Origin of the sequence: Streptococcus marimammalium DSM 18627 (assembly GCF_000380045.1) — a bacterium.
GTDB lineage: Bacteria > Bacillota > Bacilli > Lactobacillales > Streptococcaceae > Streptococcus > Streptococcus marimammalium.
This window is the reverse complement of record NZ_KB904358.1, coordinates 72,363-95,818: the sequence shown is the minus strand read 5'-3', so window position 1 is coordinate 95,818 and position 23,456 is coordinate 72,363. Positions and strand designations below refer to the sequence as shown.

General features: G+C 34.9%; 23 protein-coding genes. 21 read left to right on the top strand and 2 right to left on the bottom strand.

The window, feature by feature from the left end; translation table 11 throughout:
• The first annotated feature begins 8 nt into the window (after window positions 1-8).
• The 5 genes from msrB (at window position 9) to A3I1_RS08240 (ending at window position 5,011) form a co-directional block, all read left to right on the top strand.
• The gene (msrB, locus tag A3I1_RS0105900) at window positions 9-1,136 is read left to right on the top strand and encodes a peptide-methionine (R)-S-oxide reductase MsrB (RefSeq protein WP_018370362.1); all 1,128 of its coding nucleotides are present in this window, start codon (window positions 9-11) and stop codon (window positions 1,134-1,136) included.
• A 17-nt stretch (window positions 1,137-1,153) separates the two neighbouring features.
• Complete coding sequence (locus tag A3I1_RS0105895) at window positions 1,154-1,885, top strand: response regulator transcription factor (protein WP_018370361.1); 732 nt, start codon at window positions 1,154-1,156, stop codon at window positions 1,883-1,885.
• Window positions 1,885-3,609: a cache domain-containing sensor histidine kinase gene (locus A3I1_RS0105890; protein ID WP_018370360.1), complete on the top strand. Its 1,725-nt coding sequence runs from the start codon at window positions 1,885-1,887 to the stop codon at window positions 3,607-3,609. Before A3I1_RS0105895 ends, A3I1_RS0105890 begins: the two co-directional genes overlap by 1 nt.
• 323 nt (window positions 3,610-3,932) lie before the next feature.
• Window positions 3,933-4,157 carry a CsbD family protein gene (locus tag A3I1_RS0105885; protein WP_018370359.1) on the top strand — a complete coding sequence of 75 codons (225 nt, stop codon included), beginning with the start codon at window positions 3,933-3,935 and terminating at the stop codon, window positions 4,155-4,157.
• A gap of 470 nt (window positions 4,158-4,627) precedes the next feature.
• Window positions 4,628-5,011, top strand: coding sequence for a hypothetical protein (locus A3I1_RS08240; protein WP_018370357.1), 384 nt, complete (start codon window positions 4,628-4,630; stop codon window positions 5,009-5,011).
• A gap of 229 nt (window positions 5,012-5,240) precedes the next feature.
• On the opposite strand, the gene A3I1_RS0105875 is transcribed toward A3I1_RS08240, so the two are convergent.
• Window positions 5,241-5,543: a replication initiation protein gene (locus tag A3I1_RS0105875; protein ID WP_018370356.1), complete on the bottom strand. Its 303-nt coding sequence runs from the start codon at window positions 5,541-5,543 to the stop codon at window positions 5,241-5,243.
• A gap of 1,561 nt (window positions 5,544-7,104) precedes the next feature.
• Here A3I1_RS0105875 and A3I1_RS0105870 point away from each other — a divergent pair.
• The 13 genes from A3I1_RS0105870 to A3I1_RS0105810 all read left to right on the top strand — a co-directional run bounded on the left by A3I1_RS0105870 (window position 7,105) and on the right by A3I1_RS0105810 (window position 18,469).
• Window positions 7,105-7,371: an ACT domain-containing protein gene (locus tag A3I1_RS0105870; RefSeq protein ID WP_018370355.1), complete on the top strand. Its 267-nt coding sequence runs from the start codon at window positions 7,105-7,107 to the stop codon at window positions 7,369-7,371.
• Window positions 7,372-7,388: 17 nt separating this feature from the next.
• Complete coding sequence (locus A3I1_RS0105865) at window positions 7,389-8,726, top strand: PFL family protein (RefSeq protein ID WP_018370354.1); 1,338 nt, start codon at window positions 7,389-7,391, stop codon at window positions 8,724-8,726.
• 89 nt (window positions 8,727-8,815) lie between these two features.
• The gene (locus A3I1_RS0105860; protein WP_018370353.1) at window positions 8,816-9,526 is read left to right on the top strand and encodes a histidine phosphatase family protein; all 711 of its coding nucleotides are present in this window, start codon (window positions 8,816-8,818) and stop codon (window positions 9,524-9,526) included.
• On the top strand, window positions 9,507-10,301 hold the full coding sequence (locus A3I1_RS0105855) for a M15 family metallopeptidase (protein ID WP_018370352.1): 795 nt from the start codon (window positions 9,507-9,509) through the stop codon (window positions 10,299-10,301). The genes A3I1_RS0105860 and A3I1_RS0105855 overlap by 20 nt, the downstream gene beginning before the upstream one ends.
• Window positions 10,301-10,891 (top strand): glycoside hydrolase family 73 protein, encoded by a 591-nt coding sequence (locus tag A3I1_RS0105850; RefSeq protein ID WP_018370351.1) that lies wholly within the window; start codon window positions 10,301-10,303, stop codon window positions 10,889-10,891. Before A3I1_RS0105855 ends, A3I1_RS0105850 begins: the two co-directional genes overlap by 1 nt.
• Before the next feature lie 177 nt (window positions 10,892-11,068).
• A complete protein-coding gene (gene hrcA / locus A3I1_RS0105845; protein ID WP_018370350.1) occupies window positions 11,069-12,103 on the top strand; it encodes a heat-inducible transcriptional repressor HrcA in 1,035 nt (344 codons plus the stop codon).
• A 12-nt stretch (window positions 12,104-12,115) separates the two neighbouring features.
• Entirely contained in the window at window positions 12,116-12,652 is a 537-nt protein-coding gene (gene grpE / locus A3I1_RS08555) for a nucleotide exchange factor GrpE (RefSeq protein ID WP_018370349.1), read from the top strand.
• 88 nt (window positions 12,653-12,740) lie between these two features.
• Complete coding sequence (gene dnaK / locus A3I1_RS0105835; protein ID WP_018370348.1) at window positions 12,741-14,570, top strand: molecular chaperone DnaK; 1,830 nt, start codon at window positions 12,741-12,743, stop codon at window positions 14,568-14,570.
• Window positions 14,571-14,635: 65 nt separating this feature from the next.
• Window positions 14,636-15,775: a molecular chaperone DnaJ gene (dnaJ, locus tag A3I1_RS0105830; protein ID WP_018370347.1), complete on the top strand. Its 1,140-nt coding sequence runs from the start codon at window positions 14,636-14,638 to the stop codon at window positions 15,773-15,775.
• A 128-nt stretch (window positions 15,776-15,903) separates the two neighbouring features.
• Window positions 15,904-16,653, top strand: coding sequence for a tRNA pseudouridine(38-40) synthase TruA (gene truA, locus A3I1_RS0105825; RefSeq protein WP_026216785.1), 750 nt, complete (start codon window positions 15,904-15,906; stop codon window positions 16,651-16,653).
• The gene (locus A3I1_RS0105820; protein ID WP_018370345.1) at window positions 16,643-17,410 is read left to right on the top strand and encodes a bifunctional hydroxymethylpyrimidine kinase/phosphomethylpyrimidine kinase; all 768 of its coding nucleotides are present in this window, start codon (window positions 16,643-16,645) and stop codon (window positions 17,408-17,410) included. Before truA ends, A3I1_RS0105820 begins: the two co-directional genes overlap by 11 nt.
• The gene (locus A3I1_RS0105815; protein WP_018370344.1) at window positions 17,397-17,861 is read left to right on the top strand and encodes an ECF transporter S component; all 465 of its coding nucleotides are present in this window, start codon (window positions 17,397-17,399) and stop codon (window positions 17,859-17,861) included. Before A3I1_RS0105820 ends, A3I1_RS0105815 begins: the two co-directional genes overlap by 14 nt.
• Window positions 17,862-17,905: 44 nt before the next feature.
• A complete protein-coding gene (locus tag A3I1_RS0105810; RefSeq protein ID WP_018370343.1) occupies window positions 17,906-18,469 on the top strand; it encodes a TIGR01440 family protein in 564 nt (187 codons plus the stop codon).
• A 102-nt stretch (window positions 18,470-18,571) separates the two neighbouring features.
• Here the strand turns inward: A3I1_RS0105810 and A3I1_RS0105805 are convergent, their stop codons facing one another.
• Entirely contained in the window at window positions 18,572-19,411 is an 840-nt protein-coding gene (locus A3I1_RS0105805; RefSeq protein WP_018370342.1) for a mechanosensitive ion channel family protein, read from the bottom strand.
• A 210-nt stretch (window positions 19,412-19,621) separates the two neighbouring features.
• Between A3I1_RS0105805 and tig the strand changes: the two genes are divergently transcribed.
• The 3 genes from tig (at window position 19,622) to A3I1_RS0105790 (ending at window position 23,441) form a co-directional block, all read left to right on the top strand.
• A complete protein-coding gene (tig, locus tag A3I1_RS0105800) occupies window positions 19,622-20,905 on the top strand; it encodes a trigger factor (RefSeq protein WP_018370341.1) in 1,284 nt (427 codons plus the stop codon).
• Between the two features lie 208 nt (window positions 20,906-21,113).
• Window positions 21,114-21,704 (top strand): DNA-directed RNA polymerase subunit delta, encoded by a 591-nt coding sequence (gene rpoE / locus A3I1_RS0105795; RefSeq protein WP_018370340.1) that lies wholly within the window; start codon window positions 21,114-21,116, stop codon window positions 21,702-21,704.
• A 132-nt stretch (window positions 21,705-21,836) separates the two neighbouring features.
• Entirely contained in the window at window positions 21,837-23,441 is a 1,605-nt protein-coding gene (locus A3I1_RS0105790) for a CTP synthase (RefSeq protein WP_018370339.1), read from the top strand.
• The last annotated feature ends 15 nt before the right edge of the window (window positions 23,442-23,456 follow it).

Here is a 23,456-nt window from a genome sequence, read left to right as displayed (position 1 = left end):
AGGACAATATGGATAATAAATTTAAAATCATTCTAATGGTTGTGAGTGGTCTCATACTGCTAGGTTTAGTGATTTGGTTTTTCGGGAAAAATCAGATGACGACGCAATCCTCAATTGAGAATATTAAAAATACTGTTGTTAATCATTCTGATAATGATGCTACTAAAAAAAAGGAAGGTAAGAAAATGACAGCAATAAATCAAAAAGATATATATTTAGCAGGTGGATGTTTCTGGGGTGTCGAAGAGTACTTTTCACGCGTTGATGGTGTGCTTGATGCTACTTCTGGCTATGCCAATGGTAAAAGTGATATAACACAATATGAGTTAATCTCCCAAACGGGACACGCAGAAACAGTACATGTGACTTATGATGCAGATAAGATTTCTCTAAAGGAAATCTTACTTCATTTTTTTAGGATTATTGACCCAACTAGTCTCAATAAACAAGGGAATGACCGAGGGACGCAATATCGTACCGGCATCTACTATACTGATGCTTCAGATGTTCAAGTCATCGATCAAGTCTTTGAGCAACAAGGTCAAAAATATGACAAACCAATTGTCGTTGAAAAAGAGCCTTTAAAACATTATGTTCTAGCTGAAGAGCATCACCAAGATTATCTAAAGAAAAATCCAGGTGGTTACTGTCATATCAATGTTAACCAAGCCTCTTATCCTGTCATTGATGATAGTCAATATCAAAAACCTAGTGATGCTGAATTAAAAGAAAAACTCACTCCAGAAGAATACGATGTGACACAAAAAAATGCAACAGAAAGAGCCTTTTCAAATCGTTACTGGGATAATTTTGAGTCGGGCATTTATGTCGACATTGCTACCGGAGAACCTCTCTTTTCCTCTAAAGATAAATTTGAATCAGGTTGTGGTTGGCCAAGCTTTAGTCGTCCAATTAGTCCTGATGTGGTTGACTATGAAAAAGATACCAGTTTTAATATGGAACGAATTGAAGCACGTAGTCGAGTAGGAGACTCTCATTTAGGACATGTTTTTACTGACGGTCCAAAAGAAGCGGGTGGTCTTAGATATTGTATCAATAGCTTATCTGTCAAATTTATTCCAAAAACTGAAATGGAAAGTCAAGGTTATGGACATCTCCTTGAGTATGTTGATTGATAGGTAAGGAGTCTGATGTGTATTCATTATTAATTGTTGAAGATGAACCTTTAGTAAGACGTGGGATTCGTTCTTTAGTTGATTTTGAAAAACTATCTATTACTTGTGTTGATGAGGCACAAAATGGTCAAGAAGCCTGGCAACTTTTTGAAGAGAAGCACTATGATATTATCCTAACAGATATTAATATGCCTCTTATGAACGGGATTCAATTGGCTCGACTCATCAAAGAAAAATTACCTCAAACTCACATCGTCTTTCTAACAGGCTATGATGATTTTGATTATGCTTTATCTGCCTTAAAACTCGGAGCTGATGATTACCTCTTAAAACCCTTCTCAAAAAAAGATGTCCTTCAGATTCTCCATCAAATTATTCCAAAGATAGAACAGGCTAAAAAAAAGACGCAATTGGAAAGTCTTATGGAAAAATCACCACAGTCAGAAATTGAGCAATTGATTCAAAACCAACTATCGGATGTGAATTTGTCTCTTAAATCTTTAGCTAACCAACTGTCTTTTAGTCCAAATTATCTAAGTGTTTTAATCAAAAAAGAATTGGGGATGAGTTTTCAAGACTATTTGATTCAAGAACGCTTAAAAAAGGCAAAACGCCTCTTATTGACAACCAATTTAAAAGTTTATGAAATTGCAGAGCAAGTAGGATTTGAGGATATGAACTACTTTTCACAACGTTTCAAGCAGGTTGTTGGTGTGACTCCACGTCAATTTAAAAAAGGAGAACAGTAATGAAACGCTACCCACTATTAGCCCAATTAGTGATTTATGTTTTTATTATTGTTTTTGTCTTGCTTGTCACCGTAGGTGGTTTATACTACCAAACCAGTTCATCAGCTATTCGTCAAACAACAGAACAAAATACCAGAGATACCCTTAATCAAGGGCAACAATTTATTAGTACCTATCTTCAAAAATTACAACAGACTACTAATAGTTTGGTAACCAATAAAGAGTTAAAAGATTATGCCTTAGAAGCTGATAGTCGTAAAAAATCAGACCTCAATCAACTCTTTCAGGCTATTCTAGAGACAGATAAGGATTTTGTGTCAATTATCTTTGTTGGCAAAAATGGTGATACCATTTCAACTAATGAAGACCTAGTGATGACAACTTCTGATGACATGATGAGAGAATCTTGGTATCAAGAAGCTATTCATCAAAATGGAATGCCAGTTCTTATGCCGTTTAGAAAAATGTCCGATGTTTCAAACGAAGAATGGGTGATTTCAATCACTCAGGAAGTTGTTGATGATAAGGGAGAAAATTTAGGTGTTTTAAGATTAGATACAGGTTATGAGACTCTAGAGACCTATTTAGATCAATTAAAATTAGGTTCTAGTGGCTTCACTTTCATTATTGATGACCAAAAAGAGTTCATTTACCATCCTCAAAAAAGTGTCTATTCCTCAAAAAAAAAGATGGCTGAAATGACTCCTTTTATCACACAAAAAGATGGTTATACTGGAAATGGTAACTATTTTGTTTATCAGTTGCCAGTTTCTGATAGTCAGTGGACATTAATCGGAGTTGCTTCACTTGATTCCTTGCAAATGATTCAAAAGCAAATTCTCTTGTCATTTGTTGGGATTGGTTTACTAACAGTTATCATTAGTGGTTTTGCCATGTGGTTTATCTTAAAATTATGGTTGCAGCCGATTCGTGATTTACAAGCCATCATTTTAGAAATTGGTCAAGGCAATGCCCATCTAAGAGCTGCTGAAAAAGGTTCTCCTGAGTTAGTGCAGTTGTCTCATCAATTTAATAATATGCTAGATAGAATTGATAGTTTGATGACGGCTATTAAGGAAAAAGAACAAGATATCAGACGTTTTGAATTAGAAGCGTTAGCCAGTCAAATCAACCCTCACTTTCTTTATAATACGCTTGATACAATTGTTTGGATGGCAGAGTTTAATGACAGTGAAAAGGTTGTTGAAATCACCAAATCATTAGCCAAATATTTTAGATTAGCCTTAAACAAAGGCAATGAGAAAATTGCTTTGAGAGATGAGTTAGAGCATGTGAGGCAATATCTTTTTATCCAACAACAGCGTTATGGTGATAAACTGTCTTATGAGATTTCTTCGGTAGAAACTTATAGCGATTATCAGTTACCAAAACTGATTTTGCAACCACTCGTTGAAAATGCGATTTATCATGGCATTAAAGAAGTTGATCGTTCTGGGCTTATTAAGATTTCAGTGACTGAAACAGAAAATCATCTAGTCGTTAGCGTCTATGACAATGGTAAGGGGATGATTACAACTGCCCCATCGTCTGAGAGTAGTCAAACCAAACTAAGCCGTGGTGGCGTTGGCTTAAAAAATGTTGACCAACGTTTAAGATTGCAATTTGGTAAGGAATATCACATGGAGGTAGATTCAAAAGAAAATGAATATACAAAAGTTAGCCTCTATTTTCCAAAATATCACTTGATAAATGAAACAAAATAAACCTTCTGATTAATCAGAAGGTTTTTCAATAGTGGCCAATCATTAGAAAATAATTTTTCCTAACTTTAGTATACAATTCCATTGTACTATTAAGGTAGAACAAATATATCAGTCTTAAGACTGATTTTCCTCTAGTAGTTTAATCTCAAAGTAAAATTAATTTTGTATTAAAAGGAGTTTAGACTTGTTTTATAAGAAAGTTATGTTGTTAAAAGAATACATAATATTTGAAGAAGAGAGGTAGTCATGCTATAATATTCTTAAATAATAATTATTTTTCTAGAAAAATATGATTATTTAAATAAAAAAAAGAGGTGACAATTATGTCTAAAGAAAAATTAGAAGGTCTTTTTGAGCAAGCAAAAGGCTCTACAAAAGAATGCATTGGTAATTTAACTGGTGATAAAAAAACAGAAGTTGAAGGAGCTGTTGAAAAAGTAGCTGGAAAAGCTAAAGAAGTAGCTGCAGACGTTGCTGACAAAGCAAAAGATTTAGCAACAGACGCTAAAGATGCTGTAGAAGGCGTTATTGATGGTTTGAAAAAATAATTAGTTAATTAAAAAAGAGAGAGGTCTTCCTCTCTCTTTTTTATATGATAATAAATATAAGACTTTACCTGTCCCTTTGGGACAATGTTATCCTTTAAATAAAGTAGGTGGTGAATCATGTTGAGAAATGAGATTCAAAATAAAACCGGTTTAACGAGAAAAAAGAGTAACGTTTATAGGTTTATTTTTGATTCTTTATTAGCTTTAGGTAGGTTACGATTATGTTTAACAATGACAGAAGGAAGAATATCAAAACCACTCCTCTATTTTCAGGGATAATATTTTTATATATAAAAATATAAATCATGATTTGAAAAGTAATCGTAAAAATGAATGACTCTATTATTTTTTTTCTCATAAAACTTCCCTCTTTATTTTCTTTACTTTGTTTTTGGATAAATATTTGTTAACCGCTTACAACCATGCTATAATATTCTTATCAAAAAATCAAATCTTAGGAGGAACGCTTTATGAGAAAATTTAAGGCAGCTGCTGTTTTATTGTTGTCTTCTTTGCTGTTGCCACAGATTATTGCGCCAGTAAGTGCTTATGCATTGTCTAACGACATTTCGAACACCATTGAATCTGTTGCTCCTTATGATTCTAGAATATCCGACATAACAGTGGAAGCTGTTAATGATACAACTGTGAAAATTGTCAATGCGGATGGCACAATTGACATCATGGAAAGAAGGAATGATGGAGTTTACCTGAACGGTTCATTCTACATGCCTTTATTAGATACTCCATCTTCTAATGGTGTTGCATTTCGTTCTACACCTACTCTGAATAAATGGTATTATGTGGGAACATCTCAAGGTACAGCAGAGGGGCTGCTAATTCTAATAATTTAGTTAATTCTGTAATTGGTTTGCTTTTAGGATTTGGTTGGGAGCCTGCTGGCATTGCTTATAGTATAGGATCTATCTTAATATCTATGATTGCTCCAAGTGCTCCTGGTGCATACTACAAAACAACATTGTACGTACACCCTCAGAACAGACAGCTTAAGACTGTAACAAGTTACTACAAAAATGCAAATTACACAGGTTACGTGAAAAGAGTTACACGATATTCTAATTTCTAATTAAATAAACTGGCTTGATAATCTTTCATTTCTTGCTTGTAAATATCAGCTGTTGTCGGTGGTCTATTATCGATAATCTGCATTTCATATCCGACAACCTTCCGCCCATTCTTTATGGTGTTCAGGAAGATTTCTGCTCCAATTTTCTTCTCAAGCTCTTCAGCGCCAACTGTCAAACAATTTCTTTTGAAAATTGCCGGAGGGATTCTCTTTTCAGAGCCTAGAAACCAATCTTGCCATTCGTCTAAATCCTCACGTACTTTTTTGTCATAAATGAAGTTGAAACCCCTTGATATCACTGACTTTTCCTCCTCCCTAAAGTAATATAAAGTATATATAAAAGTATCTTACTCCTAAAAAAAGCTAAAAAAAATATTAACTCTTGAAAAATTGACAAAAAAATAAGGGGTATGAGATAATAATAGTGCTTAAAAATTCGGTAAACATACGCATTATAATCACCTCCCACTTGCTCAGTATAGTGATTGCGACTGTCGTAGTAGCCCCCTTTTTTGCCCAAAAAAAGACCCTCTCGGGTCAATCTCATTTTAAAATTTAGGGGGTCTTTACAACTTGAAGTTGAAGGCAGTCCCACACCCGAAACTTTAAAAGTTCCCTTTGAGCTATCCGTTTCCAGTCGCCCGACAAAAATGAGATACACACCACCGACCGCATTCGCTGAGGTGCCTCACATAGATTATACCACATATTTTCTCTTATACGCCACTAGAACCCCTTAAAAAGCTCATATTTGCGTTTTAAAAAGCTTTTAATTTGGTATTAGACATTAAAAAAAAACGCCCTAAAATCGATTTTAGGGCGTTTTAGAGATAGTTCTTTATTTTTTTAATAATGTAACCTCTCTCTAAAATTTGTAAACCATTACCCCCACATACGTTTAAGGAGGGTTTACTTCGTAGATTGTAAAAATCTTACTACGGATTCTAATAGGGGTCGTAGTAGCCTCACCCTCATTAAGTCAATTTTTTGTTCTTAATAAACCAACATTTCTACATCCATAACGAGCGAAACCTTAAAGCTCAAGTTTTTTCGAGTGCGTATATGTATTAAATACATATACGCACTCACAACAAATTATTTTTTAAGTAAAATTTCCAAATTTTGACACGTGCTTTAGCACGTGATACAATATAGTTACGAATACGTACCGTATAGATACACCAAATCCCTAAGGATTGACAGTTCCCTAGGGCTTTTTTTACGTTCTTTGAAAATTAACGGGTGTTTTTAGGTTAGCTTTAGTCTTTGCCCTTGCTATCTGACCACTTACAAATGTAATATGCCGTTACATTTGCCAAAATAGCAAGTAAGACGTCGAATACGTACCGCATAGCTTTCAACTCCTTTCGCTTTGCTAGCAGAAAGTCGACTAAAGCATTTGTTATTATAGCATGCCAGCTTTCTTTATTCCAATTTCCTCTTGACCACAAGTAACCAATGACTGACGTCCTTTGTCATTGCTTATGGTCAAGAGTTTTCTCGGAATAAATCGCTCAGTAGTTCTCTAAAGCAAAAAACACCCTAGAACACTTTTTATATCCAAGCTTATCGTGTAACATAATAAAGCTAGTCTCTATTTCGAATAGCTGAGCGATAGCGTGAGTAAACGATAAGATTTAAATCAATTATTTTTGATAGAAAAGGTTCACTTACTTTTTGAATATCATCTTTACAAAATAATAAAATCACTAATGATTACTTTAGGGCGCCTTAATATTAGCACTGTTCTCTAAAAGGCTATTTTTTTAGCTAAAGCTATGATAAAATGAATATATTAGAAGGATAATAATTTTACTATCCATTCGTAAGATATTGCAATGATTGACAAGGAGAAAAAGGATGAAAGCAATTGTTACAGTTATTGGTAAGGATAGGACTGGTATTGTGGCTAAAGTAGCTACTAAGATAGCTGACCTAGATTTAAATATTGATGATATTTCACAAACTGTCTTAGATGAATTTTTTACAATGATGATGGTGGTGTCAAGTCCCCATCAATTGGATTTTGATCGATTGCGTCGTGAATTGAGTGAGTATGGGAAAGAAATTAATGTTTCTATTAAAATCCAAAGTACCACAATTTTTGAATCAATGCATCGTTTATAAGAGTTAAGGGGATAAGTATGGATTTAAGGCAAGTTTTAGAAACAATTGAAATGATTGATGAGCAAAACTTTGATATCAGAACCATCACAATGGGGATTTCGTTGTTAGATTGTATTGATTCTGATATCAATAAGGCCGCTGAAAAGATTTACCAAAAAATTGTTAACAAAGCTGGTAAATTAGTAGCAATTGGAGAAGAGATTTCAAATGAATTAGGTATTCCAATTGTCAATAAGCGTGTTAGTGTGACCCCGATAGCCATTATTGGTGCTGCTACTGATAGTGAAGACTATCTTCCTTTAGCTCATGCGCTAGATAGAGCAGCAGAGGCTATTGGTATTGATTTTATTGGTGGTTTTTCGGCTTTAGTTCAAAAGGGTTATCAAAAAGGTGACAAAATTCTTATCAACTCTATTCCTAGAGCTTTAGCCGATACAAATAAAGTTTGTGCATCTGTTAATATTGGTAGTAGCAAATCAGGAATTAATATGACAGCTGTTAGTGATATGGGGCGTATCATTAAAGAAACAGCTCAATTATCTGATTTGGGAGCAGCCAAATTGGTTGTTTTTGCTAACGCTGTAGAAGATAATCCTTTTATGGCAGGAGCATTCCATGGCGTTGGTGAGGCTGATGTTGTGATTAATGTTGGTGTCTCAGGCCCTGGGGTTGTCAAACGTGCTTTAGAAAAGGTTAGAGGTGAAAGCTTTGATGTTGTCGCTGAAACTGTTAAAAAGACGGCTTTTAAAATCACAAGAATCGGTCAATTAGTTGGTCAAATGGCAAGTGAACGTCTGGGAGTTAAATTTGGTATTGTTGATCTTAGCTTAGCCCCAACACCTAAAATAGGGGATTCAGTGGCAAGAGTTCTTGAGGAAATGGGACTTGAAGCTGTAGGGACACATGGTACAACAGCAGCCCTAGCTCTTTTAAATGATCAGGTGAAAAAAGGTGGTGTCATGGCTTGTAACCAAGTTGGTGGCCTATCAGGTGCCTTTATTCCCGTTTCAGAGGATGAAGGGATGATAGAAGCTGTTAAAAGTGGTTCTTTAAATCTTGAAAAATTAGAAGCTATGACAGCGATTTGTTCAGTTGGTCTTGATATGGTTGCTATTCCTGAAGATACTCCTTATGAGACAATTGCAGCTATGATTGCTGATGAAGCCGCTATTGGGGTTATTAATCACAAAACAACAGCGGTGCGTATTATTCCAAAGGGTAAAGAAGGTGACATGATTACTTTTGGTGGTTTACTTGGTTCAGCGCCTGTTATGAAAGTTAATCACTACTCTAGTGCTACATTTATTCAAAGAGGCGGACAAATCCCTGCTCCTATTCATAGTTTTAAAAATTAAGATATAAAAGATTGGGAGCTAGATCCAATCTTTTATGTCCTTTTTATTTTTGATATAATATAGAAGAAAATAAGATGAGAGGTAGGACAATGGGAAAAATAAATTTGTATATTGCTCGTCATGGCAAAACAATGTTTAACACTTTAGGAAGAGCCCAAGGTTGGAGTGATACTCCACTCACTGAAACTGGGATAGAAGGGATAAGAGAACTTGGAGCTGGTTTAAAAGCTTCTGGTATCTCTTTTAAAGAGGCTTTTTCAAGTGATAGTGGTAGGACTTTAGAGACCATGTCAATCATTTTGGAAGAATTAGATCAAAAATTTCTTCCATATACTCGCGATAAAAGGATTCGAGAATGGTGCTTTGGTAGCTTAGATGGTGCCTATGATGGTGAGTTGTTTTATGGAATTTTACCTCGAACAGATGCTTTTAAAGATGGCCGTTCTCTAAAAGATATTTCTTATGAAGAGCTGGCTCAAAGTATTGTTGAAGTAGACACAGCCAACTGGGCAGAGCCATGGGAAATATTAAGCAAGCGTATTATTGATGGTTTTACAGCTATCGCTAAAAAATTAGAAAAACAAGGTGGTGGTAACGCTATTGTTGTATGTCATGGTTTAACCATAGGTACTTTGCTTTGGTTAATCGATCATCAACAAGAAAAAACAGAAATTGATAATGGTAGTATAACTGTAGTTAGTTATGAAAATGATCGATTTACGATAGAAAAAGTTGCCGATATGTGTTACCGTCATAAAGGAAAGGAGTTGAGAGCAAAAAATGGAAAAGAGACGTCATAGAAAAGCACAAAAAAAATCTCCTCTAGGCTTAATAGTTGTTATTTTTGTTATCATAGTAGTTTTTGTTGGTCTTTATTTTACTTTCTTTTGGAAACAAACAAAATCAGTAGACAAAACAACGTCAAAAGATAGAGTGACCCAACAAGATACAGCTAAAACAGAAAAATCAGAAGCAACCAATCAAGAAAAAACAACAAGTCTTCCTAACGTTTCAGCAGATGATTGGGAATTGATACTAGTGAATCGTGATAATATTACACCTGAGTTAAATCCACAATTGGAAGAAGTAGAAGGTATTTTAGTTGATGCACGAATTGCTGAAAATGTTCGAGAGTTTTTAGCAACTGCAAAAACTATTGACCCAAATGAACATTTAATATCAGGCTATCGCAGCGTTGCATATCAAGAACAAATTTTCAACAGCTATGTTGAGCAGGAAATGGCTGAACGAAATATTAGTAGAGAAGAAGCCGAAAATTTTGCTAAAGAATATTCACAACCTGCTGGAGCTAGTGAGCATCAAACTGGTTTAGCTATTGATATGAGCACAGTCGATTTACTCAACCAAAGTGATCCAGAAGTTGTCTCACAAGTAGTTGCTTTGGCACCAGAATATGGCTTTGTTCTTCGTTTCAATGAAGAGAAAAAACCTTTTACTGGTATCGGTTATGAAGATTGGCATTTCAGATATGTGGGGGTAGAGTCTGCCAAATACATGGTAAAAAACAATCTCAGTTTGGAAGAATATGTAGAAAGGTTAAGAGGAAATAACTAATGAGAAGAAGATTCTCACGTTTTAGTATTCTTATCATGGTTAGCCTATTTTTTTTAGGCAGTGTATATATCATTTTTTCAAAGCCTAAAATAATATTTGCAGATAAAGAGACCATACCTACTATTAGTCGTGACCAATTCATTCAACAAATAGCGCCGACAATTGAAGAAGTTGCACAAGCCTATGGTATTAGGCCGTCAGTTGTCATAGCTCAAGCCATTATATCTTCAAATAATGGTTCTAGCTATTTAGCAAGAAATTATCATAATTTATTTAATACATTAGCAAAAAAAGACGAACCAACCATTAGATTATTTATCAATGAATATGATGGAAGTATTTGGAAGGAGAAACAAAAACCTTTCAAAGTTTATACTTCTTGGGAAGAGTCTGTTTATGATTATATGATGATTATTCAAGAAGATGATTTTTGGGGTGGAGATCTTTATTTGGCTTTACTTGACACAAAAGACTATCACAGTGCAGCAAAATTACTACAAGATATAGGTTTTAGTAGTGATCCACAGTATGCTACAAAAATTATTGACTTGATTGATGAAGAGGATTTGACACGATACGATATACAATAAATGACAATATAGAAAAAATCGATAATTTAGCACTCTTAATTAAAGAGTGCTAAAATTTTGTGCTTTTCTCTTGACAAGTTTTTAGAATAGCGTATAATGAGAGTATAGTTTAGCAGTCTATAAGTAAGAGTGCTAAAAATTGTTATTGACTAGTTTGGAAATTAATAGGGAGGGTTTATGATTACACCACGTCAAAATGATATTTTAAATCTCATTGTGGAATTGTTTACACAAACCCATGAGCCCGTTGGCTCTAAGACCTTACAAAAAACTATTTCTTCTAGTAGTGCCACCATTAGAAATGATATGGCGAAACTAGAGCAACTAGGATTACTTGAAAAAGCACATACTTCTAGTGGTCGCATGCCTAGTAAATCAGGTTTTCAATACTTTGTAGAACACTCCTTGCGTATTGATTGTCTAGATGAAAAAGATGTTTATCAAGTGGTGAAAGCTTTTGATTTTGAAGCTTTTAAACTTGAAGATATTCTTGAGAAGGCTTCTCAGATATTAGCGAAACTAACAGGTTATACGGGCATTGTTTTAGATGTTGTACCAACTAGACAATATTTAACCTCATTTGATATTGTTCAGTTAAGTAGTCATGATGCTCTTGCAATATTAACCCTAGATGGCTCAAAGCCAGTAACAGTTCAATTTGCCATTCCAAAAAATTTTTTAAAAAAAGATTTAGACACAATAAAGATGTTGGTTGAAACACGACTGGTTTCTAAAACAGTCCTAGATATCCATTATAATCTAAGAACAGAAATTCCTCAGGTCATTCAGAAATACTTTACTACAACCGACAACGTGCTTGATTTATTTGATTATATTTTTGAACAGCTATTTAAAGAATTGATTTTTATCTCAGGAAAGGTTGCATCACTGTCGTACGCTGATTTGACTACCTACCAATATTTGGATAATCCTCAATTAGTTTCCTTGGAAATTAGAAATAGTATGGCAGAAGAAGAGATGTTCAGTATTCGAGTGGCTGATAGTTTAGAAAAAGCATTAGCCAATGTTAGTATTATTAGTCAAAAGTTTTTAATCCCTTATCGAGGTTTTGCAACGATGAGTTTGATTGGTCCAATAGATATGGATTATAAAAAAATGTTTAGTATTATAACAATTGTTACTAAAGTCTTAGCTATTAAACTAGGAGATTATTATCGTTATCTTAATAGCAATCATTATGAAGTTAACTAAAGGAGGCAGGATATGTCAAAAAAAGAAGCAAAAGAAAAGCAACAAGAAGAGGAAGTAAAAAATACTGAAGAAGCCGTAGAGCAAGAAAAAACAGTCGAATCACAACCTCAAAAAACAGAATTAGAATTAGCTCAAGAAAAAGCAGAAGATTTTGAAAATAAATATTTGAGGGCTATGGCAGAAACACAAAACATTCAACGTCGTAGTAATGAAGAACGACAAAGTCTACAGCGTTATCGATCACAAGATTTAGCTAAAAAAATCCTACCAAGTCTTGATAATATTGAGCGTGCTCTCTTAGTTGAAGGGTTAACAGAGGATGTCAAAAAAGGAATTGAAATGGTTCAAGAAAGTCTTCTACAAGCACTCAAAGAAGAGGGGGTTGAAGTTGTTGCTACTGAAAACTTTGACCATAATCTTCACATGGCAGTACAAACTTTGCCAGCAGATGAAGATCACCCAGTAGATACTATTGCTGAAGTTTTCCAAAAAGGCTATAAACTTCATGATAGGTTATTAAGGCCAGCTATGGTTATTGTCTACAATTAAGTATAAACTACATAATAAAATAATAAATTACTGTGACCGAGATGTCATAAAACTAGTAATAAGAAAATAAAAAAAAGAGGTAACTTACATGTCTAAAATTATTGGTATTGACTTAGGAACAACCAACTCAGCAGTTGCTCTTCTTGAAGGATCAGAAAGTAAAATTATTGCTAATCCAGAAGGAAATCGCACAACACCATCAGTTGTTTCATTCAAAAATGGTGAAATCATTGTTGGTGATGCTGCAAAACGTCAAGCAGTGACTAATCCAGATACAATCATTTCTATAAAATCAAAAATGGGAACAAGTGAAAAAGTTTCTGCTAATGGTAAAGAATATACACCACAAGAAATTTCAGCAATGATTCTTCAATATCTTAAAGGATACGCTGAGGATTATCTTGGTGAAAAAGTAACTAAGGCAGTTATCACTGTACCTGCTTACTTTAATGATGCACAACGTCAAGCAACTAAAGATGCAGGTAAAATCGCAGGTTTAGAAGTAGAACGTATTGTTAACGAACCAACTGCAGCTGCTTTAGCTTATGGTCTTGATAAAACTGACCATGAAGAAAAAGTACTTGTCTTTGACCTTGGTGGTGGAACATTTGATGTTTCTATTCTTGAGCTTGGCGATGGTGTCTTTGATGTACTGGCAACATCAGGAGATAACAAACTTGGTGGGGATGACTTCGACCAAAAAATTATTGATCATCTTGTTGCAGAATTCAAAAAAGAAAATGGTATCGATCTTTCTAAGGACAAAATGGCTGTTCAGCGTTTGAAAGATGCAGCTGAAAAAGCTAAGAAGGATTTATCAGGCGTGACTTCAACGCAAATCAGTTTACCATTTATCACAGCAGGTGATGCTGGTCCTCTTCACTTAGAGATGACCTTAACACGTGCTAAATTTGACGAATTGACATTTGATCTTGTTGAACGTACTAAAGGTCCTGTTCGTCAAGCCCTTTCAGATGCTGGCCTTTCAGCAAGCGACATCAATGAAGTGATTTTAGTTGGTGGATCAACTCGTATCCCAGCAGTTGTTGAGGCGGTTCGTAAAGAAACTGGAAAAGAACCAAACAAATCAGTTAACCCTGATGAAGTGGTAGCCATGGGTGCGGCTATCCAAGGTGGTGTGATTACTGGTGATGTGAAAGATATCGTTCTTCTTGATGTGACACCGCTATCACTTGGTATTGAAACGATGGGTGGAGTCTTTACAAAATTAATTGATCGCAATACCACTATTCCAACATCTAAATCTCAAGTTTTCTCAACTGCAGCAGATAACCAACCAGCTGTTGATATCCACGTTCTTCAAGGGGAACGTCCGATGGCTGCTGATAACAAAACACTTGGTCGTTTTCAATTAACAGATATTCCAGCAGCACCACGTGGTATCCCACAAATTGAAGTAACGTTTGACATCGATAAAAACGGTATTGTTTCTGTTAAGGCTAAAGATCTTGGTACACAAAAAGAACAAACTATTGTTATCCAATCAAACAGTGGTTTAACAGATGAAGAAATTGAAAAAATGATGAAAGATGCAGAAGCTAATGCAGAAGCTGATGCTAAACGTAAAGAAGAAGTTGACCTTAAAAATGATGTGGACCAAACTATCTTTGCAACTGAAAAAACACTTAAAGAAACTGAAGGAAAAGGCTTTGATACAGAAAGAGATGCGACTCAATCAGCTCTTGATGAATTAAAAGCAGCTCAAGAATCAGGAAATCTTGAAGATATGAAAGCTAAGCTTGAAGCTCTAAATGAAAAAGCACAAGCTCTTGCAGTTAAAATGTATGAACAAGCGGCTGCAGCCCAGCAAGCACAAGCTAATGCAGAAAATACAGCTACTACAGAAAAAACTGATTCAGATGATGATGTCGTTGATGGTGAATTTACAGAAAAATAATTTCTGATTATAATTTAGGCGAGGCAAGAGCTTCGTCTAAATTTTTCAATAGTAAAGGATAAAAGATGAATAATACAGAATATTATGATCGATTGGGTGTTTCAAAAAATGCTTCCCAAGATGAAATCAAAAAAGCCTATCGTAAATTATCAAAAAAATATCATCCAGATATTAATAAAGAACCTGGTGCTGAAGAAAAATATAAGGAAGTTCAGGAAGCTTATGAAACTATAGGTGATGAACAAAAGAGAGCTAATTACGATCAATTTGGCTCTGCTGGTGCTAATGGTGGCTTTGGCTCTGGATTTGGTGGCTCTGGCTTTGGCGGTTTTGACAGTTCTGGTTTTGGTGGTTTTGAGGATATTTTTTCAAGTTTCTTTGGTGGGGGTGCTACTCGTAATCCTAATGCACCACGTCAAGGAGATGATTTACAGTATCGCGTTGATTTAAGCTTTGAAGAAGCTGTTTTTGGTGCCGAAAAAGAAGTTCGTTATAATCGAGAAGCAATCTGTCATACCTGTAGTGGTTCAGGTGCAAAGCCTGGAACTAGTCCAATAACCTGTCAAAAGTGTCATGGTTCAGGGGCTATTAATGTTGATACGCAAACACCACTGGGAATGATGCGACGTCAAGTAACTTGTGATGTCTGTCATGGTACAGGTAAAGAAATTAAAACTCCTTGTCAAACTTGTCATGGAACTGGACATGAGAAACAAGCCCATAAAGTTTCTGTGAAAGTTCCTGCTGGTGTTGAGACTGGTCAACAAATTCGTCTTCAAGGTCAAGGAGAAGCTGGTCTTAACGGTGGCCCATATGGCGATCTTTATATTGTTGTTAATGTTAAACCATCAAAACAATTTGAACGAGAAGGTTCAACAATTTACTACACACTAAATATTAATTTTGTTCAGGCAGCTTTAGGTGATACAGTTGAAATTCCAACAGTCCATGGCTTTGTTGACATGGCCATTCCTGCTGGCACACAGACTGGTAAAATTTTCCGTTTAAAAGGCAAAGGAGCACCAAGATTAAGAGGTGGTACTCAAGGAGACCAACATGTAACGGTTAATGTAGTAACACCTACCAAATTAAATGATGCTCAAAAACAAGCATTGAAAGATTTTGCTAAAGCAAGTGGTCAGGAAGTATATCCTAAGAAGAAAGGTCTTTTCGATAAAGTCAAAGATGTTTTTGAAGGAGAATAAAATAATAAAAAGTCTAGTTAAACTAGACTTTTTGAGTTTCTTTTAATATTAATTTGAGATTTGTTAAAAATTTTTAACTCAGTAAAACATAGTTGCTTATTTATAGTCATCTTGTTATAATCTTAAGCATGACAAGATATAAAGCAACCATAGCCTATGATGGCAGTCGATTTTCCGGCTTTCAAAGACAACCTCATCAAAGAACCATTCAAGAAGAAATTGAAAAAACTTTATTAAAAATAAATAGCGGGCAAAAAGTCCTTATTCAAGGAGCTGGTCGAACGGATGCAGGTGTTCATGCTTATGGTCAAGTCATTCATTTTGACCTCCCTAATCTTCGTGATCTTGAAAAACTACGTTTTGCACTTGATACTCAAACACCTGATGATATTGATGTCAAAAAAATAGAAGTTGTTTCTGATGATTTTCACTGCCGTTATCAAAAACACACCAAAACCTATGAATTTTTAGTCGATATTGGTCGACCAAAAAATCCAATGATGCGTCATTACGCTACTCATTTTCCCTACTCGATCGATTTTTCTTTAATAAAACAAGCTATTAAAGATTTAGAGGGAACACATGATTTCACAGGATTTACAGCAGCAGGAACCTCTATTGAAAATAAAGTACGGACAATCACAACTGCTAAAGTTAGTTATGATGAAGGTCGTCACTTTCTCACTTTTGTTTTCACAGGGAACGGCTTTTTATACAAGCAAGTGAGAAATATGGTTGGTACACTTCTGAAGATTGGTAATAAACGAATGCCTATCAATCAGATTCAAAAGATTATTGCTTCAAAAGATCGTCGCTTAGCAGGACCAACTGCTACACCAAATGGTCTTTACCTAAAGGAGATTAGTTATGAAGACTAATTATATTTTAACCATTGCTGGAAGTGATGTATTGAGTGGTGGAGGTTTGCAAGCTGATTTAGCCACTTTTCATCATTTTCATCTCTTTGGTTTTTTAGCACTAACCAGCATTGCTACTATTTCTGATTCTGGGTTTGAAATAACAGCGATTGATGAAACTGTTTTTCAAAAACAACTTGATAGTTTGAAAAATATATCATTTTCTGCTATAAAAATTGGTCTTTTACCCAATGAGGCGATTGCTAAAAAAACATTGGCTTTTCTAAAAATAAAGAAAGACACGCCTATTGTTTTAGACCCTGTCCTTGTTTTTAAAGAGAATAATGATGCTGAAGTATCAAGCATGCGTAAACTCCTCTTATCATTTTTCCCCTATATAACTATCATTACTCCCAATTTGAAAGAGGCTGAACTTTTATCTGATATTAGAATTACTACTTTTTCGGACATGAAAAAAGCAGCTAAACAATTACATGAAGCTGGTGCTAAAATGGTAGTTATTAAAGGTGGTTCGCGTTTCAATCAAAACGAAGCTATTGATCTTTTTTATGATGGGAAAGATTATGTTAAACTTAAAAAACCACTCCTATCCATGAATAATACAGGTGCTGGTTGTACATTCGCATCAACCTTATCAAGTTTCTTAGCCAAGGGAGAGAGCCCTCTTTTGGCAACACGAATCGCCAAAAACTTTGTCTACCAAGCAATTGCTAATGCTAATGAATATGGAGTTATACAACAAGATGAAAAAAACTAATTTATCACAATTAACAACACTTGCAATTATTACCTCACTTAGTATTATTCTAGGAATCTACATTCAAATTAAAACACCAACTGGATTTTTGACACTATTAGATGCTGGTATTTTTTTTACAGCCTTTTATTTTGGTAGTAAAGAAGGTGCCATTGTCGGTGGATTATCTGGTTTTCTTATTGACCTTATTTTAGGCTATCCAAACTGGATGTTTATTAGTTTGATTGCTCACGGCGGGCAAGGTTTTTTTGCTGGATGGACTGGACGAAAAAGAGTTTTTGGATTAATTTTTGCGACACTTACCATGGTACTTTGTTATTTTTTGGCTAGTATTGTGATGTATGGTTATGGTGCTGCTTTATCAGATATTTATGGTAATTTATTGCAAAATATGGTAGGAATGGCTGTTGGCTTCAGTGTTAGCCAAGCCTTAAAACGTCTTAAAAACTAAAAAACATTCGACTAACCACTAATAAAAAAGAGTAAGAGGTTAAAATGGATTTACACGAATTAAGAAAAGAAACTCAAAAAATAAGCCTTGATATCATTGAACGAAGTCAGATAGGAAGTGGCCAATTATTTGTTTTGGGTCTATCAAGTAGTGAAGTTTTAGGCAATCATATCGGAACAACTTCAAGCCTTGAAATTGGTGAGGTCGTTGTGAAAGAGCTTTTAGATACCTTATCAGAAAAAAAGATTTATTTAGCAGTACAGGGTTGTGAGCATATCAATCGTGCACTTGTTGTGGAACGCAAGTATGCTGAAAAACACAATCTTGAAATTGTCAGTGTCTTACCAACTCTTCATGCTGGTGGAAGTGGCCAAATGGCGGCTTTTAAATATATGAAGGATCCTGTTGAAGTGGAACACGTGGTTGCTTTTGCTGGTCTTGATATTGGAGATACAAGTATTGGTATGCATATTAAGCATGTTCAAGTACCTCTTCGACCAGTGATGAGAAAATTGGGTAAAGCCCATGTCACAGCTCTATCTAGCCGTCCAAAATTAATTGGAGGACAAAGAGCCCAGTATGCTAAAGACCCTATTCGTAAATTTTAAATAAGAAAAAGCCTAGATTTTAATCCAGGCTTTTTTAGTTCATAAATTTGTTGAAAAAAGTGGATATTGTTGTTTGAATCGTTTTACTGATGACGATTCAACTTATTGTTTGTGTAGCAAAGGTAATTCTCCTTCTTTAAAAACGCCTTCTTTTGTTAAAGCTTTTTGATAAAGCGTATAAAAAGTATATTTTATTGGTAGTTGAAAACCGCTTTTAGCAAAAATATCAATTCTAAAAACGAGTTGACCATTAGGTAAAGTTGTGACACCTAAAATTTCAGGCGCAGTAGTAATTTTTGGATAATGGGATGTCTCTTCATGATTGACTTGTTCTATGACACGTCTAAGCTCAGTAACATCTGTGCTAGGAAAGATAGGAATATCAATTCTTGCACGAATCGGATAACGCGAGAGATTACTAACAACAGTGATGTTGCGATTAGGGATAAAATGCATAGTCCCATCAAAATCTTTGATCTGAGTGGTTCTAATGCCTACTCTTGTAACTATACCATCAATATTTCCTAAAACAACATTTTCACCGACATCCAATTGACGCTCGCTAAGAATAAATATCCCATTGACAACGTCGGTTAGAAAACCTTGAGCTCCTAAGCCAATAGCTACTCCAGCAATTCCTGCACCAGCTAATAGCCCAGAGACAGGTATCCCAAGAATAACTAAGATGGAATAAATGAAAAAGAAGTAGAGAAGATAATTCAATAAGTTTTGAAAAAGTTTTAGCAAGGTTTCTCTTCTTTTGTCATCAACCTGTGATGCTAATAAGACTCGATTGAAAATGTGATGGATTGAAAATTGAAAAATCCATCTGCCAATATAAAAACAGATGATGAGAATGATTAAAGAAATACTTTTTGAAATGATATTTTCTATCAATTCACTAGTAAAAAATTGATTCCAATAATTTATAGATTGTGACATAATAACTCCTTTTCATCCTTATTAGTGTAACAAATTTTTTATAATAAATCACAAGTAGCATTGAAAAAATTATTTTAATAATATTATTCTTCCATTCGTGCATCACTTTCAAAATAGGAAAAATCTAATGAATTCATATAAAATGGTTTAAAAAATGCAATAAATATGATAAACTAAACTGTAATCATATTATTTAAGGAGAATGACTTCATGTCTACATCGTTTGAAAACAAATCAACAAATAAAGGTGTTATCACATTTACAATTAGTCAAGACAAAATTAAACCAGCTCTTGACAAAACATTTAATCAATTAAAGAAAGATTTAGCTGTACCTGGATTTCGTAAAGGGCATATTCCTCGATCAGTATTTAACCAACGTTTTGGTGAAGAAGCATTGTATGAAAAGTCTTTAAATAGCGTCCTTCCTGATGCTTATGAAGCTGCTGTTGCTGAACTTGCTTTAGATGTTGTTACTCAGCCAAAAATCGACATCGTTTCAATGGAAAAAGGAAAAGACTGGGTTTTGACTGCTGAAGTAGTGACTAAACCTGAGGTTAAACTAGGAGATTATAAGGATCTTGTAGTATCTGTAGAAGAAACAAAAGCTGTTGCTGACAGTGAAATTGATGACAAAATTGAACGTGAGCGTCAAAACCTTGCTGAATTAATTATTAAAGAAGACGCTGCTGAAAATGGTGACACTGTTGTCATTGACTTTGTTGGCTCTGTTGATGGCAAAGAATTTGATGGTGGAAAAGGTGAAAACTTCTCACTTGAGCTTGGTAGCGGTCAATTTATCCCAGGTTTTGAAGACCAATTAGTTGGTGCTAAAGCTGGTGATAGTGTGACTGTTGAGGTTACTTTCCCAGAAGATTATCAAGCAGCTGACCTGGCTGGAAAGCCTGCTAAATTTGAAACAACTATTCATGAAGTAAAGACTAAAGAAGTACCAGAACTTGATGATGAGTTGGCAAAAGACATTGATGAAGAAGTGGAAACACTTGATGAATTAAAAGCTAAATATCGTAAAGAATTAGAAGAAGCTAAAGAAACAGCTTATCAAGATGCTATAGAAACGGCTGCTTTGGAACTTGCTGTTGAAAATGCTGAGATTGTTGATTTACCAGAAGAGATGGTTCACGACGAAGTGCATAGAGCAATGAATGAGTTTATGGGTAATATGCAACGTCAAGGGATTTCACCGGAAATGTACTATCAATTAACTGGGACAACTGAAGAGGACCTTCATAAACAATATGGAGAAGATGCTGAAAAACGTACAAAGACTAATCTTGTCATTGAGGCTATTGCAAAACAAGAGAAATTTGAAACAACTGATGAAGAAATTGAAAATGAAATCACAACTTTGGCATCAGACTACAATATGGATGTTAAACAAGTACGCTCACTATTGTCAGAAGATATGTTAAAACATGATATTATGATGAAAAAAGCTGTGGAACTTATTACAAGCACAGTTAAAGTAAAATAATATCTATTCTTAAAAGTCAGGCTATCGTATGATTAGCTTTGGCTTTTTCATTTGTAGTAGTCAATTCATTTTATTTAAATGTTAATATTTAATAGTTGCCATAATGCTGAAAAGTTTTTAACTAATCTTGTTTTTTGATAAAAAGTTTTGACGAAACATTAAATTTAGCGTAAAATAAAGAATAATGACAAGGATAAGGAGAATAACTTTGGAATTAAGAGTATTTGCTGGGCAAGAAAAAAGTGAATTATCAATGATTGAGGTGGCACGTGCCATTTTAGAAGAGCGTGGCCGAGACAATGAAATGCACTTTAGTGATCTTGTTAACGCCATTCAAAGCTATTTAGGCAAATCAGACGCTGACATTCGTGAAGGTTTACCCTATTTTTATGCGGATTTGAATACTGACGGTAGTTTTATTCCACTAGGGGAAAATAAATGGGGACTTCGATCTTGGTATGCGGTTGATGAGATTGATGAAGAGATTATCACTCTAGAAGATGAAGAAGATGGTGCTCCAAAACGTAAGAAAAAGAGAGTCAATGCCTTTATGGATGGTGATGATGATGCTATCGATTATAGTGATGATGATCCAGAAGATGAGGACTTTGATACTAATAGCGATGATTTGGAGTATGATGATGATGATCCAGAAGATGAAAAATCAGAAGTAGAATCCTATGATTCAGAGTTAAATGAAATCATTCCAGAAGACGAACTTGATGAGGATGTTGTTATTAATGAGGAAGAAGATGACGATGATGACTATTCAGATGATGATGCTTCAGATGAGATTTAGTTAATTGACGATTGACAAATCTTCTAAGATAGTTTATATTATTTATTGGGCACCTCTTTTTGAGGTCGACTAAGCTCCCTAAGCAATTAGGGAGCATTTTTTATTTTTAAAAGATTGTTAAAGGAGTAGAAGATGACAAAGTATATTTTTGTGACGGGTGGTGTTGTTAGCTCTATCGGTAAAGGGATTGTAGCAGCTAGTTTAGGAAGACTACTTAAAAATCGTGGTTTAAAAGTAACAATTCAAAAATTTGATCCTTATATCAACATTGACCCAGGAACCATGAGCCCTTATCAGCACGGTGAAGTCTATGTAACAGATGATGGTGCTGAGACTGATCTTGACTTAGGTCATTATGAACGTTTTATCGATATTAACCTCAATAAATATTCTAACGTTACAACAGGTAAGATATATAGTGAGGTTCTAAAAAAAGAACGTAAAGGGGAGTATCTTGGTGCCACTGTTCAAGTCATTCCTCATATTACAGATGCTTTAAAAGAAAAAATCAAAAGAGCTGCTTCAACAACAGACTCTGATGTTATTATCACAGAAGTTGGTGGTACTGTTGGTGATATTGAGAGTCTACCATTTTTAGAGGCTCTTCGCCAAATGAAATCAGATGTTGGTAGTGATAATGTCATGTATATCCACACAACTCTACTACCTTATTTAAAAGCGGCTGGTGAAATGAAAACTAAGCCAACTCAACATTCAGTTAAAGAATTACGAGGATTGGGGATTCAACCCAACATGTTGGTGATTAGAACAGAAAAACCAGTTGAGCAAGGTATTAAAAATAAATTAGCCCAATTTTGTGATGTCGCACCAGAAGCGGTTATCGAATCACGTGATGTTGAACATCTCTATCAAATCCCATTAAATATGCAGGCTCAAAACATGGATCAAATTGTTTGTGATCATCTTCATCTTGATGTCCCAGAAGCTGATATGAGTGAATGGATAGCAATGGTTGATAAAGTCATGTCGCTTAAAAAGAAAACTCGAATTGCGCTTGTTGGTAAATATGTAGAACTGCCTGATGCTTACTTATCAGTTGTTGAAGCACTCAAACATTCTGGTTATGTTAATGATTCAATGATTGACTTGAAATGGATCAATTCTAACGATGTCACAAGAGAGACTGTTGACACCTTATTATCTGAGGTAGACGGTATCATTGTTCCTGGTGGATTCGGTGAAAGGGGTACAGAAGGTAAAATTGAAGCCATTCGTTATGCGCGTGAAAAGGATATTCCAATGTTAGGGATTTGTCTTGGCATGCAGCTTGTCTGTGTTGAGTTTGCAAGACATGTTTTACACTTAGAAGATGCTAATTCTGCAGAACTTAATCCTAAAACAGATTACCCAATTATTGATATTATGCGTGATCAAATTGATATTGAAAATATGGGAGGTACGTTAAGACTTGGTCTTTATCCATGTAAACTAAAAAGTGGTAGTGTTGCTGCTAAAGCTTATAGTGATCAAGAGGTGATTCAAAGACGTCACCGTCATCGTTATGAATTTAATACTAAATTCCGTGAACAGTTTGAAGAAGCAGGCTTTGTCTTTTCAGGTGTCTCACCTGATAATCGTTTGATGGAAGTTGTTGAATTGCCTGATAAAAAATTCTTTGTGGCAGCACAGTACCATCCAGAGCTTCATAGCCGACCAAACCGTCCAGAAGAATTATACACTGCTTTTGTGACAGCTGCTGTTAAAAATAGTCAATAGTGTAAAAGAAAGAAC